Raw genomic sequence first — 12,351 nt, 5'->3', positions numbered from 1 at the left:
TGAGCCGATTATCCCGGTTAATCGGCTCATACGCCAGTGTGAACCACCGACTCAGCCCGTCTGATCCCACAGATGCTCGCCCAGATCGCCCAGGATTTGGTCCAGCCGGCCATCGAGCAGGCGGTCCAACTGCAGGGCGCCGCCGTCGCCGCTGAAGTTGCGTTGTACGGTGTCGCGGTCCATCACCACCTCGTGTATCAACTGCTGGGCCAGCCGCTTGAGCCAGCGCCGCTGCACCGGCGTCCAGCTGCGCTGGGCATAGATGCCCTGCATGGCCTTGTCGACACGCTGCTCGAACGGCACCAATGCCTCGCCCAGCGCGGCACGGCGGATGTAGCCGATGATGCTGGCAGCGACCTCCTGCTGGGTGCTGTCGCGCCACGCGCCGCGCAGGTGGGCCTCGCTGTAGCCGTGCTGGTCGAGCAGCAGGCGTACCTCACGCAACTGGGCGCGGGTGAGGTCACGGGGGCGGTTGACGATGACGCTGAGCGCGGCGGACTGATTGATCTGCTCGCGGATGAAGGCGTTGAAACTGTCCAGGTAATCGGCCGGGGCTTCGTTGACGCCGTAGTTCTGTGCGCGTTCGAGCAGGGTGTCAGTGTGTTCGGAAATGACAGGGTAGCGGTCCGTGCCCAGCAGCACGCCCACTTCGGCCAGTTGCTCCACCAGGCGCGGGTGTTCGCGGAGGAAGCTGGCCGCATTGCGCGCGCCGAGCTTGTGCAGGTGGGTGTGCAGCACGGCGGGCGCCACGCCCCAGGAGGTTTCCAGCTCGCTGAGCTTGTCGCGCAGATCCGGGCGCTGCTCGGCGCGATGCTGGGCCTTGCGCAGCACGCGCATGATGCGCTGGCTCAACTGGTCGAGCGCGTCGTCGGCATGGCTGCCGCCGTTGCTGCCGGGGGCATCGAAGCTGCGCTGCTGGCCGAGCTCGTGGACCAGCTGCTCGATGCTGATGTTGGGGTCCTTGACCAGCGGGCGCATGGTGTCGACGTCTTCGAGCGCGGCGTACAGATCGACCGGATCGAAGATGCGGAACACGGTCTTGCCGATGTCGTCGCAGCGGCGGGTGGCGCGGCCCTTCATCTGTTCGTAGAGGATGCGCGAGCGGACCCGGCGCATGAATACCAGGTTGGCGATACGCGGCACATCGATGCCGGTGGTCAGCAGGTCGACGGTGATGGCGATATTGGGGTGACGCTCGTTCTTGTAGTTGCGGATCAGCTGGTCGACCTTGTCGCTTTTGCCGGTGATCACCGCGACGCTGGCCTGGTTGTAGTAATTGCCATGAACCTGTTTGAAGGCCTCGTCCAGCTGGTTCTTGACGCGTTCGGCGTGGGGCTGGCTGACGCAGAAGATCAGGGTCTTTTCCTCGCCGTCCGGGTCCAGTTCAATGACAAGCTGCTCGCAGACGACCCGGTCGAAATCTGCGGTGATCACACGCCGGTTGAACGACTCGATATTGAAATCGAGTTCGTCTTCCAGGTCTGCGGTATCGACTTCGCCGGTCTGCGTGTTGATGACGCTGACGCGCTCGCCGCGATCGAAGTGGATGCCGTTCTTGCCGAGCGCGGTGGTGTAGCGGATGGGCGGCTCGTGGTCGATCAGCCAGTCATCTGCCACTGCTTCGCGGTAGCTGTAGGTGTAGATCGGCTTGCCGAAGATTTCAGTGGTGTGCTTGGCCGGCGTTGCGGTCAGGCCGATACGGCAGGCATCGAAGTAGTCGAGCACGCGGCGGTATTGCGACAGGTATTGTGCGTGGTCGCGCACGGCCAGCTCGCCGTCGGTCATTTCCTGGTCGAGCGTGTAACCGCGGTGGGCCTCGTCGACGACGATACAGTCGAAGGTGCCGATCGGTGGCGGGTCATCGGACTGGAAAATGCGCCGGACCATGGCCTGCACCGTGGCGACCTGCACGCGGGTCTCATCGGCGGTGCGGGTGTCGTCCAGGCCATCGAGGTTGTAGATCTGCGCCAGCGTCTGGTTCTGCTCAAGCTGCATGTCCTGCATCGTCTCGGTGGCCTGGGTGCCGAGCGCAGAGCGGTCGACCAGGAACAGAATCCGGTGAAAGCGCTCGGCCTTGAGCAAACGGTAGATCAGGCCAATCATTGTGCGCGTCTTGCCGGTGCCGGTCGCCATCGCCAGCAGGCAGTTGCGTGAGCCCGATGCCAGCGCGCCTTCCACTGCCAGGATCGCGCGCTGCTGGTAGTCGCGCAGGTTGAGGTAGGCAAAACCTTCCTGGGCCAGGTCGCGCTCGGCCTGGTCGCGATCGCGGGTGAGCAGATCGGCGATGTCCTCGGGCGTGTGGAACTTCTGCAGCGGGCGCCGCAGATTGGCCGGTGAGCGCAGGTCGCGGAACCAGATGCCCGATTGCTCGGCCAGCTGTTTCACGAAAGGACGGCCATTGCAGGCGAATGCCAGCGGCACCTGGAAATGGCTACCCTGGCCGTCGGCCCAGCCTGCGATCGAGGGGGGGGCCGGGTAGGCGGGGGCCAGCTCGCCACGCATCACAAAGTCGCGCGCGTAGCGCTCGGCCTGGGGAATCCGGTCGGCGATGTTGATCTGCTTGCGCTTGGCCTCGACGACGGCGACCGGCGTGAGGCCGGCGAACAGCACATAGTCGGCGTTGGCGCGCGGCACCTTGGTGGGCCACTCGGCGATGGCGAGATTACGACCTTTTTCCGGGCGGATGCCCTTGGCGTGGGTGAGGTCGAGCGAGTCTGCTTCCCAGCCGGCCTCGCGCAGCTGTTGGTCGATCAGGATGCGGGTGAGGTCTTCGCTGAGGTCGAAGTTGTTGCTGGCCTGCTGGGTGGCGCCGGCGACCTGTTGGGTGGCGGCCTGGCGAGCGGTATCCGGCCGTTGCAGGCTGGCGATGCGTTGTTCGAAGTCCTGGCGAAGCCGTTGCAGTTCCTGTTCGCGTTGGACTGCCAGCGCCGACTGCGCACGCGCTTCGACGTCCATCGCTTCGGCGAGCTCGGCGTTGAGCTTGGCTTCGCTGCTCTTGAGTTCGGCGAGCGCCTGGCTCTGATCGTGTTGCTGGCGGGCGGTATCCAGCTCCGCTTTCAGGCGATGGACCTCGGCCTGCACTTCACGCAACGGCGCGGCTGGATCCTTCGGGGGCACGAAAGCACCCGCCTTGAATTCGGCGGCGTTCCTGCCGAAGGCCCGGTGGTACCAGACCGCCAGGTCGCGGGCGACCTTCAGGCCATCCATCGCTTCGCGGTGCTGCGTGGTGAAGCCGTGGGTCGCCTTGTTGCCCTCGACCCGCAGTACGTGGAACAGCTCCTGGATCCGCCGGTCCAGGCGCAGCTCGCGTGCGAGCTGGTAGATCAGATCCGCCTGGGTCGTCCGTTGGTCGTGGATGATGCCGGCGCGCCCAGCGAGATCCTGGGCAAGCGCTTCGGCGAACTGCCGGAGCTTGATCAGCGTGGTATTGGGATCGCTGGCAAAGACCTGCTCGGCCATCGAGGCCAGTTTGAAGAAGACCGGATCGTGTTCCTGCAGGAAGGAAAAGTTGCTGTCGACAGTCACACGCGTATCCGTACTTGGCGCCCGGCGGGATGGCATCTCGCGGCAGCCATCATAGGTCACCGACACTGCCGTGGTCATTCTAGCGCCGGATGCGATGGACCGATATGCGATGGCTTGGGCCGTCGCAGCGACCTTGTTGGCAACTGCGCAATTTTTTCCTGTGAATTCCCAGTCTCGTCGACAACTAAGTCGTTGCCGCGATGAAATTCGGCGGCAGCATGGATGCTTCTGCCTGATGATTCGTTTGAAATGGGTCTACTGCCTATGTGAAATTGCAGGTGCCGAAGGCCTTGACGGCGGTAATCCTTGACGACGGTAATCTGGAGTAGCACGATCACTCTACGGAGCCTCGAAACTCCGCTAACAGCGGTACCCACCTCCGACAAACCGGTGGGTTTTTTGTGCCTGCATCTTTTTGCAGACGCAACCGACGCGATGCCTGTGTCGGGAGGGCGGCTAATACAACACCCGCAAGGGGAATACGCCCGCCGGCTGTTAGCGGTTTCGAGCCTCCCGACTTCCCGTCCGTCGCTTTGCGGCGGGCGGGGGCGATTCCATGGAATGAGGAGCAGGCCATGTCGGACGTTGTACGCGATGCGCAGTCACACCCGGGCTACTACCTGCCAGAAGGCGCGCAATATCGTTTGCAGCAATTGCGCGACTACATGCGCTTTCTGGCGCGCCTGGCGCAGCCACGCACGCAGGCCGAAGAGCGGGCGCGGCAGCCGGCTATCTGCATGGATGAGTTGGCGGTCTGTCTGGAGCTACTGGCCGAGCAGGTGGGCCGGGTGCTGGACGATGTGGAGTGCGCTGTCATCGAAGGCACGCATCCCTCGCCATGACGTGTTGTGCCGACTGGATCTTGTTGCCGTTTTGATCACTGCCGAATAGATGCACTAATTGCCTTATCGATGGCAGTGAGAACCGGTGAAGATTGAATGCCCAGTTAGTGGTGAGGCTGCGGACGTGCATGCGCCTTTGCCTCACTTGTTCAATCCCGCACTTCTAAACCCAGCCACGACAGACTACGTGGTCTACCGGTTCGCGCTCATCTGTCGCCGAGGGTGCTGCTAAAAGAAGGCAAGCGCTTCAGTTGTCCGTAGGTGCGATGAATCCGGTCCCGTCGCGGGAGCGGCGGTTCGGTGAAGAAAGGGTCGCGCAGCAAGACCTCGGCCTTGGTACGCTCGCCGGTTCCATCGTCCAGCATGCTGTTGAAGAAGCGGACGATGTTGCACTTGTGATCGGCGGGGAGGGCCTGCAGCGCATCCATGAAAGGGAACGTGTCTGCGGTCTTGGCGCGATTGATCCCGATCATGCCCATGTTGTAGTCGGGGCGCTTGAGCACATGCACCAGCAGTTGCGCCACGCTGTAGACGTCGCGCGCATGCCTGGCAGGGGTGCTCAAGTCGTAGAAGCCCGGTGTGCCGCCACGGTTAGGGTCGCCTTCCTCTGAGCCGAGCCCCATGTCGATCAGCCGAAAGATCTTCATGGGTTGGTCGTACATGACGTTGTTGTGCGAGATGTCCTGATGCACGATGCCGGCGTCTTCGCAGCAGGCGATCCCCACCAGGACATCGGCCATCAGCTGCCGGGCCAGGCCGAGATACTCCATGGCGGTGATGGCGCCTTGTTGCAGCGCTATGCGTGCGCGGCCAATCATGCTGCGCACGCTGATGCCGTCGATTTTTTCCAGCAAAATTCCGAAGGTGTGTTCGATCTGCACCACGCCGTGGGCGTGGACGATATACGGCACCGCATCCACCGACCTGATCATTTGATACTCCTGGAAGATCATGGCTTTGCGCGCAGCGATCCGTTCCTGCAGCGCCGGTGCGTCTGCAACGGTGGCAGGGTCGCACAGTGTCGGTGGGATCGGCCGTTGCGGGTCCGTGCACAACAAGGCCTTGAAGATGAAGTCGCGTCCGCAATTTTGCCCGCCCTGCCAGAGATCTTCGGCCAGCCGAACCGCGTAGGTCGAGGCGGATGCGCCGGTGCCGACGGTTGGCATTGCGTCCAGCGTTCCTGTAGTGCCTTCGTATCCGGTTTCCAGTGCCACTTTGAGAAAACCACTGTCTACATCCAAGGCGCCGGGCCTCAAGGCCGATAGCTTCTGGATCAAGTCCGGGCGTTCGGATCGGCTGGTCAGCGATTTCACCAAACGCGGGCTCAGCACGACGTGGTGGCGGGCATGGCGCATGTCGCTTACCAGCCGCCGTGCGTTGCGCAAGTTCTGGAATGCGTCGCTGCTGTCGGCGCCCGCAAGGGCCGATGTGTGCGCCGGCGTCTCCAGCAGGCAGGCCCACGTCGGTGAGCCGGGCTGCGGGCCCAGACGAGGGCTGCGGCCGGTGACAGGCGTCGTTGGCGAATCGCTGCTGGATGACGACCAGGTTTGCGGTGCCAACGATGCCTGCATGCGGGGCACCACGACCTGCAGGCGCGAACTTTCGTCCGCGAGCACACCGGTGGTGCTTCTTCTTTTTTCCAGCAGGTTGAGCGGATGGTCTGCGACGGGATGGGGTGGGGTGTGTTGCTCGGGCGCCTGTGCAGTTTCGGGCGCATCGCGCTCTGCGTCTGCGCGCAGCGCCGTGGAAGGGAGCGTGAGGTTGCCGGAGATCTGTTTCATCGTCGAGGACAGTGTGGTCAACGATCAGGGGAGGTGGCTCTAGCGGTTCGCTTGCAACGCGTGGCATGCGGCAGCCGGAGTGAGCTCACTGGCACCAGGAGCCACTCAGCAGCGATGCCGGCTGCATCACCCGCATCATGATTGAGGCAGTGATGCGTGCGTAGGGCGCAATGAACGAAGCAGTGCAAGCGTTGGCGAAGTTGCGCCAGTGCCGCAGGTCTTGGCATCTGGCGCGCGGGATCGGCGCCGGCGGTGGTGACGAACACTCGATTTCGACGCGATCGCCAGCCATCGCGCGCGTTTGCCTGCGGCGATGTGGTGGTGCGGACGTGGACCGCTTCTGCGCTTTGGCATGCGCAGCGCCGCTTGTTTCGTGTTCGGCAATGGTTTTTCGGCCGGATGCGTCATGCCCGATCACGCTGGGGGACAATGGCGTGCATCGATCGCGGAGAGGTGACTATGCAACCTTTAGCATTGACGTCCGCCACGCGCCGAGGCGCCAGGCGCGAGCAGCAAGAGGGCACGACCGTGGCAGATGCCGGCCCGTCTGCACCGGCCAGCGACCCGCATGCCAACACACAACTGGCCCAGAGCCTGCCACGCCGGCCCGTCCGCGAGGCGCGGCTCATGGCGCCTGGCACGCCTCGTGGTGTCCACCTCGCCAATGCGGGACGCTCGATCGCATATGTGGGCGCCGCCGGGGCTGCTGTATGCGGAGGGTTTGCGGCACTCCAGGCACCTGCCGCGGCGGCGTACGGCTATCTCAACGATGATCTGTATTACAAGAATTTTGCTGTGGTCAGTGGCTGTCAGGCAGTGGGAGCGCTGGCCGCCTTCTTGGGGATGAGGCTGGCCGATGTGATGGCCGCTCGTTACGTGGAGGCGCAGGCCCGCCGGTACGAAGTGCCGACGAAGGCGCAGCGGGCAAGCGAGTTGGGAACGACCGAGGCCCGCCTGGATGAGGCGGTCGACATGGTGACCAGATCGGACGCTGACCCTCCTGGGCCTGACATGGACGAAGGCGAGCGGCTGGCATTGGCCAGGGATCTGATGCACCTCATGACGGTCGAGCGTTCCCGTCTGCCGCCGGAACTGTGGAAGGCAGCAAGCGGTGCTGGCGACGATGCGCACGGTCTGGTCACTCGGCTCCTGCAGGCAGCCAGGGCCCGTGCAACGGAAGAGGCGTCCACGTCGTCGGCAGATTGAGCGACCTGCCTGCAAGATGCCGGGAGCGCGGCCCGCAATCGCCGAGCAGGTGTTGCTTCAGAATTACACCGGCGCCGACTTGAGGATGCCCGACAAACTCTCGCGCAGGATCAACTGCAAATGCATGCGGTTGAGTTCCATGCCGCTGGTCATCACGCTGTGCAGGCCGCCGCACATGGCGGCGACGGCGAAGACGCGGGCCTGGAATTCCTGTTCGCTGCTGGCCGGGTCGGCGTGGCCGCGCAGCAGGCGCTTGAGCAGGGCGCTGAGGTGTTCGATCAGCGATGCGCTCTGTCTGCGCATGAAGGCGGCCAGCACCGGGTCGCGCAGGGTGGCCAGGTGCAGTTCCAGGTCGATGCGGGTGCGCTTGATGTTGATTTCCTGCAGCAGGCAGTCTTCGAGCAGGCCGGCGATGAAATCCACCACATGGACGTTGGCCGGGTGTTCTACCATCCACATCTGGCGGATGGCGCGCATGTAATTGCGTTCGAGCAGTGCGCGCACCAGCGCGTCCTTGTCTTCGAAACGTTGCAGCAGGCTGCCGCATGACAGACGCGTGCGTTCTGCGATGAGTTCGAAGCTGGTGGCTGAGAGGCCGATCTCGTCGATGCAGCGTTCGGCGGCGTCCAGTACGTCGTCTACCAGGAGCTCTTCGCGCTGTTTTGCGGTGCGCAGCTGAAGGACGTTGGACATGGGCGAGCGGTGTGTCGGGGGCCTGCAGTATACCGAGACAGGGGGACGCATCCGTTGGATCTGCGCTGGCCCGTGCCGTAGCGCATGTCCGTTGCTGCGTGCGCTGTGTGCGGCGCATGGATGACACCGGTGGCGCAGCGGCGTGGCCGCATGCATGGTCGACCAGCTGTTCACGGTGGCTGTGCGACACGTGGTGCCGACGTGATGCAGGAGACGGGTGTGAGTGAGAACAGTGCGGTTGCAGGAGTGTCGGCGCAGTGGCCGGCGCGGTTGTGGGTGGTGCGGCATGGGCAGAGTGCGGGCAACGTGGCGCGCGATGTGGCCGAGTCCAATGGGGCAGCATTGATCGACCTGGAGCACCGTGATGCGGATATTCCGCTATCGGCGTTGGGTGAGCGCCAGGCCGAGGCTTTGGGCGCTTGGATGGCCGGGTTGCCCGAGCACGAGCGCCCCACATTGATCTTGAGTTCCACCTACGTGCGGGCACGCCAGACTGCCGCTGCGGTTGCACGCGCGCTCGGGCAGCCGGCCGATGCAGTGAGCGTGGACGAGCGGCTGCGCGAGAAGGAATTCGGCGTGCTCGACCGCTACACCACGTCGGGCATTCGTGAGACGTTTCCGGCGTTGTTCGAGCAGCGCAATTTGGTAGGCAAGTTCTATTTCCGCCCGCCCGGTGGCGAGAGCTGGTGCGATGTGATTTTCCGCCTGCGCAGCATCGTGGGCGATCTGCAGCGCAACCATGTGGGTGCGCGCGTGTTGATCGTGGGGCATCAGGTGATCGTCAATTGCTTCCGCTACCTGATCGAGCGGATGGACGAGGGCACCATCCTGGCCATCGACCGCGAAGGCGACGTGCCCAATTGTGGCGTCACCGAATATGCGGCCGCGGCCGATGGGCAATCGCTGCACCTGGTGCGCACCAAGTTCGTCCCGCCAGAGCTGGCCGATGAGCCGGTGACGACCGAATCCGATCGCCCGGCCGGCGCGCGTTGATGGCTGCCGCACGCATTCGCACCCTGACCGCTGCTGCACTGCGTGCGATGCCACTCCCATCGCCTGGCGGCGACAAGGAGCAGCGTGGTCGCGCGCTGATGGTGGGCGGCTCGATGTGCGTGCCTGGCGCGGCATTGCTGGCCGTCCAAGCCGCGCTGCGCGCGGGCGCAGGCAAGTTGCAGATTGCCACCGCTGCGCGTGTGGCGTCGGCAGTGGCCCTGGCGGTGCCGGAGGCATTGGTGCTGGGCTTGGGGCAGAACGGACAGGGTGAGATCATGCGCGGGCACCGTGCATTGGACGCTGCGCTGGCGGTGTGCGTGCAGCGGTGATCGGACCGGGGATGGCGTCGACGACGACAACGGCGGCGCTGGTCAAGCGCTGCGCGCCACCTTCTGCCGATGGGAGAAGGAAGAACTGATTTCAAAATGCATTGCGCTTGCGCTCGTTTGCTTGGCGATGGTGCAGCGCGTTGGTCGGTTAGGCTGGCGCCATCTACCTGGGAGAGGGTGCGGTGAAGCGAGCGATGACGTGGTTGGTGGCGGGGATGTTAGGCATGGGGCTGAGCACGGTGAGCAGCGCGAATGCAGCAGCGACGGCTGTTGCATCCGCCGCAACGACAACGGCGGCAGATGAAACCTCACCGGCGGCGAGCCGTGATGGCGCATTACGCGTCTACACAACCTCGCAAGGCGCAACGCAGCAGATGCGCATCAGCACGGTTGTCGCTCCTGCCGCAGGGCATGCGCTAACCGAGAAAGAAAACTCCATCTTCGTCAATCCGCAACGGCAATTTCAGCAAGTGCTGGGCATCGGCGGTGCGATCACCGATTCCAGCGCAGAGACCTTTGCCAAGCTGCCCAAGCGTGCGCAGCGTGCCTTGCTCACCGCCTACTACGATCCGCAAAAGGGCATTGGCTATACGTTGGCGCGCACCACCATCCATAGCTCGGACTTCAGCAGCGGCAGCTATACCTACATCAAGCAAGGCGATGCCGCGCTGAAGAGCTTTTCGGTCAGCCACGATGCGAAATACCGCATCCCGATGTTGCGCCAGGCCATCGCGGCGGCCGGCGGCACGCTCACCACGTTTGCCAGCCCGTGGAGTGCGCCTGCCTTCATGAAAGACAGCAACACGATGCTCAAGGGCGGCAAGCTGTTGCCACAGTATGCGCAGGCCTGGGCCACGTACTACACGCGCTTCATTGCCGCCTACGAAAAGGCGGGCATCCCGATCTGGGGCATCAGCCTGCAGAACGAACCGATGGCGGTACAGACCTGGGAGTCGATGGTGTTTTCCGCCGAGGAAGAACGCGACTTTTTGAAGAACCACCTGGGCCCGACCATGGCTAGCGCCGGCTATGGCGACCGCAAGATCATCGTGTGGGACCACAACCGCGACATGATGCTGCACCGCGCGCATGTGATCTTCGACGACCCGGACGCGGCGAAATACGCGTGGGGCATGGGCTTTCATTGGTACGAAACCTGGGCCGGATTCGCGCCGATGGTGGAGAACGTCGCAGCGGTGGCGCAGGCGTACCCGGACAAGCCGCTGTTGCTGACCGAAGCGGCGGTGGAAAAGTTCGACCCCGCCAAGTTGCAGTACTGGCCCAATGGCGAGCGCTATGGCACCGCCATCATCAACGACCTCAATCATGGGGCGGTGGGTTGGACCGACTGGAACATCCTGCTCGACCAGAACGGCGGCCCCAATCATGTGGGCAACTACTGCTTCGCACCGGTGCATGCCGACACGCGTACCGGCGAGGTGATCTATACGCCTAGCTACTGGTATATCGGCCACTTTTCCAAGTTCATCCGTCCCGGTGCGCGGCGGGTCAGTGCGGCCAGCAGCCGGAGCAATCTGATGACCACTGCATTCGCCAATCGCGATGGGTCACTGGCGACGGTGGTGATGAATGCCAGCGACGTGGCGATCCGCTACAACCTGTATGTGGGCGACGCATCCAGCGAGTTGGAGATTCCGGCGCATGCGATCCAGACGGTGGTGATGACGCAGTAGGCGTGGATGCCGGTCGCAGTGTTGTTGGGAGATTGCGTACCCTCATCCGCCCCTCGGGCACCTTCTCCCGGTGGGAGAAGGGGGCTACATGCGCTTGAAATCGGCTTGAGTGACCGGTCGAACGACGCGGCGCATCCACCCTCCTGATGCATCGCCGGTTGATGCAGCCGTCAGTATCAAAAACGCCACCGAAGAAACCCTTGCCGATCGCTGCACACCAGCGATCGGCAAGGGTTCCGGTGGCGTGACGCTGAAAGTCCGTTTTCAGCTGGCTTACGACAGCAGCAGACCGCCGGTGGCACCGAATACTTCGCCCGTGACGTAGCTGGATTCCTGCGAAGCCAGGATGACGTAGAGCGGTGCCATCTCGACCGGCTGGCCGGCACGCTTGAGCGGGGTTTCCGAGCCGAACTCGGGAATCTTTTCCGGTGGCTGACCACCGCTGGGCTGTAGTGGGGTCCATACCGGGCCGGGTGCGACGGCGTTGACGCGGATGCCCTTCTCGGCCACCTGCTGGGCCAACCCCTTGGTGAAGTTGACGATGGCCGCCTTGGTGGAGGCATAGTCGAGCAGGGTGGGCGAGGGCTGATACGACTGGATCGAGCCGGTATTGATGATGGACGCGCCTGGCGGCAGATGCGGGATGGCCGCCTTGCACAGCCAGAACATCGCGTAGACGTTGGTCTTGTAGGTGGCGTCGAACTGTTCGGTGGTGATGTCGGCGATGTCTTTGACTGCGGTCTGTTTGCCGGCGATGTTGACCAGCAGGTCCAGCCCGCCGAGCTCCTTGACCGCGCGTGCCACCAGTGCATTGCAGAAGGCTTCGTCCTTCAGGTCGCCGGGGATGCTGATGGCTTTGCGGCCTTCGGCCTGGATCAACTTCACCACTTCCGCGGCGTCCTGCTCTTCTTCCGGCAGGTAGTTCAGCACAATGTCGGCGCCTTCGCGTGCGTAGGCGATTGCAGTAGCGCGACCAATGCCCGAGTCGGCGCCGGTGATCAGCGCCTTGCGGCCCTTCAGGCGGCCGAAGCCCTGGTAGCTTTGCTCGCCGTGGTCGGCCTTTGGCTGCAATGCATGGATGGTGCCCGGTGCTTCCTGGGTCTGCTCGGGAAACTTGGGCTGCGGAAACTGGGTGAGCGGGTTCTGCATTGCGTACTGGTTCTTGGTGCTGGACATGCACTGGCTCCTGCATTGGGGGATGGCGCGGCACGCCCTTAACAGCGTGCCGATGCAAGCCAGTGTGAGAACGGCGATGATGCGCACGGGTGAATAAATGTTGTGCGCCATG

At 63.7% G+C, this 12,351-nt stretch carries 8 protein-coding genes and 1 pseudogene; 5 read left to right on the top strand and 4 right to left on the bottom strand.

Annotation, left to right across the window (positions count from 1 at the left end):
- Positions 1-51: 51 nt before the first annotated feature.
- The gene (gene hsdR / locus M0D43_RS05330) at positions 52-3,525 is read right to left on the bottom strand and encodes a type I restriction-modification system endonuclease (protein ID WP_260808014.1); all 3,474 of its coding nucleotides are present in this window, start codon (positions 3,523-3,525) and stop codon (positions 52-54) included.
- A gap of 575 nt (positions 3,526-4,100) precedes the next feature.
- Here hsdR and M0D43_RS05325 point away from each other — a divergent pair.
- Positions 4,101-4,367, top strand: coding sequence for an XAC0095 family protein (locus M0D43_RS05325; protein ID WP_252163828.1), 267 nt, complete (start codon positions 4,101-4,103; stop codon positions 4,365-4,367).
- A 206-nt stretch (positions 4,368-4,573) separates the two neighbouring features.
- Here M0D43_RS05325 and xopAU read toward each other — a convergent pair whose 3' ends face one another.
- Positions 4,574-6,169, bottom strand: a complete 1,596-nt coding sequence (gene xopAU, locus M0D43_RS05320; RefSeq protein WP_260808013.1) for a serine/threonine protein kinase — start codon at positions 6,167-6,169, stop codon at positions 4,574-4,576.
- Between the two features lie 408 nt (positions 6,170-6,577).
- On the opposite strand from xopAU, the gene xopAV reads away from it, so the two are divergent.
- Positions 6,578-7,354, top strand: coding sequence for a type III secretion system effector XopAV (gene xopAV, locus M0D43_RS05315; RefSeq protein WP_252164965.1), 777 nt, complete (start codon positions 6,578-6,580; stop codon positions 7,352-7,354).
- Positions 7,355-7,417: 63 nt separating this feature from the next.
- Here the strand turns inward: xopAV and M0D43_RS05310 are convergent, their stop codons facing one another.
- Positions 7,418-8,047, bottom strand: coding sequence for a TetR/AcrR family transcriptional regulator (locus tag M0D43_RS05310; RefSeq protein ID WP_252163827.1), 630 nt, complete (start codon positions 8,045-8,047; stop codon positions 7,418-7,420).
- Between the two features lie 204 nt (positions 8,048-8,251).
- Here M0D43_RS05310 and M0D43_RS05305 point away from each other — a divergent pair, with 204 nt between their 5' ends.
- The 3 genes and pseudogenes from M0D43_RS05305 to M0D43_RS05295 all read left to right on the top strand — a co-directional run bounded on the left by M0D43_RS05305 (position 8,252) and on the right by M0D43_RS05295 (position 11,063).
- Entirely contained in the window at positions 8,252-9,040 is a 789-nt protein-coding gene (locus M0D43_RS05305) for a histidine phosphatase family protein (protein ID WP_252163826.1), read from the top strand.
- Positions 9,040-9,425 (top strand): annotated as a pseudogene (locus M0D43_RS05300) (NAD(P)H-hydrate dehydratase); the annotation flags it as partial. The gene M0D43_RS05305 and the pseudogene M0D43_RS05300, both read left to right, overlap by 1 nt.
- 159 nt (positions 9,426-9,584) lie before the next feature.
- A complete protein-coding gene (locus M0D43_RS05295) occupies positions 9,585-11,063 on the top strand; it encodes a glycoside hydrolase family 30 protein (RefSeq protein WP_252164964.1) in 1,479 nt (492 codons plus the stop codon).
- 273 nt (positions 11,064-11,336) lie between these two features.
- Here the strand turns inward: M0D43_RS05295 and M0D43_RS05290 are convergent, their stop codons facing one another.
- Complete coding sequence (locus tag M0D43_RS05290; RefSeq protein ID WP_252163825.1) at positions 11,337-12,239, bottom strand: SDR family oxidoreductase; 903 nt, start codon at positions 12,237-12,239, stop codon at positions 11,337-11,339.
- Positions 12,240-12,351 lie beyond the last annotated feature (112 nt).

Source organism: Xanthomonas prunicola (genome assembly GCF_025266575.1).
In the GTDB taxonomy this organism is placed as follows: Bacteria; Pseudomonadota; Gammaproteobacteria; order Xanthomonadales; family Xanthomonadaceae; genus Xanthomonas; species Xanthomonas prunicola.
This window is presented reverse-complemented; position numbering and strand designations above follow the sequence as displayed.

Bases quoted from the DNA above. Each gene is read 5' to 3' on its own strand.
- M0D43_RS05325 (WP_252163828.1), top strand. From the start codon at position 4,101: ATGTCGGACGTTGTACGCGATGCGCAGTCACACCCGGGCTACTACCTG.
- xopAV (WP_252164965.1), top strand. From the start codon at position 6,578: ATGGCGTGCATCGATCGCGGAGAGGTGACTATGCAACCTTTAGCATTG.
- M0D43_RS05310 (WP_252163827.1), bottom strand. From the start codon at position 8,047: ATGTCCAACGTCCTTCAGCTGCGCACCGCAAAACAGCGCGAAGAGCTC.
- M0D43_RS05305 (WP_252163826.1), top strand. From the start codon at position 8,252: ATGCAGGAGACGGGTGTGAGTGAGAACAGTGCGGTTGCAGGAGTGTCG.
- M0D43_RS05295 (WP_252164964.1), top strand. From the start codon at position 9,585: ATGTTAGGCATGGGGCTGAGCACGGTGAGCAGCGCGAATGCAGCAGCG.
- M0D43_RS05290 (WP_252163825.1), bottom strand. From the start codon at position 12,239: ATGTCCAGCACCAAGAACCAGTACGCAATGCAGAACCCGCTCACCCAG.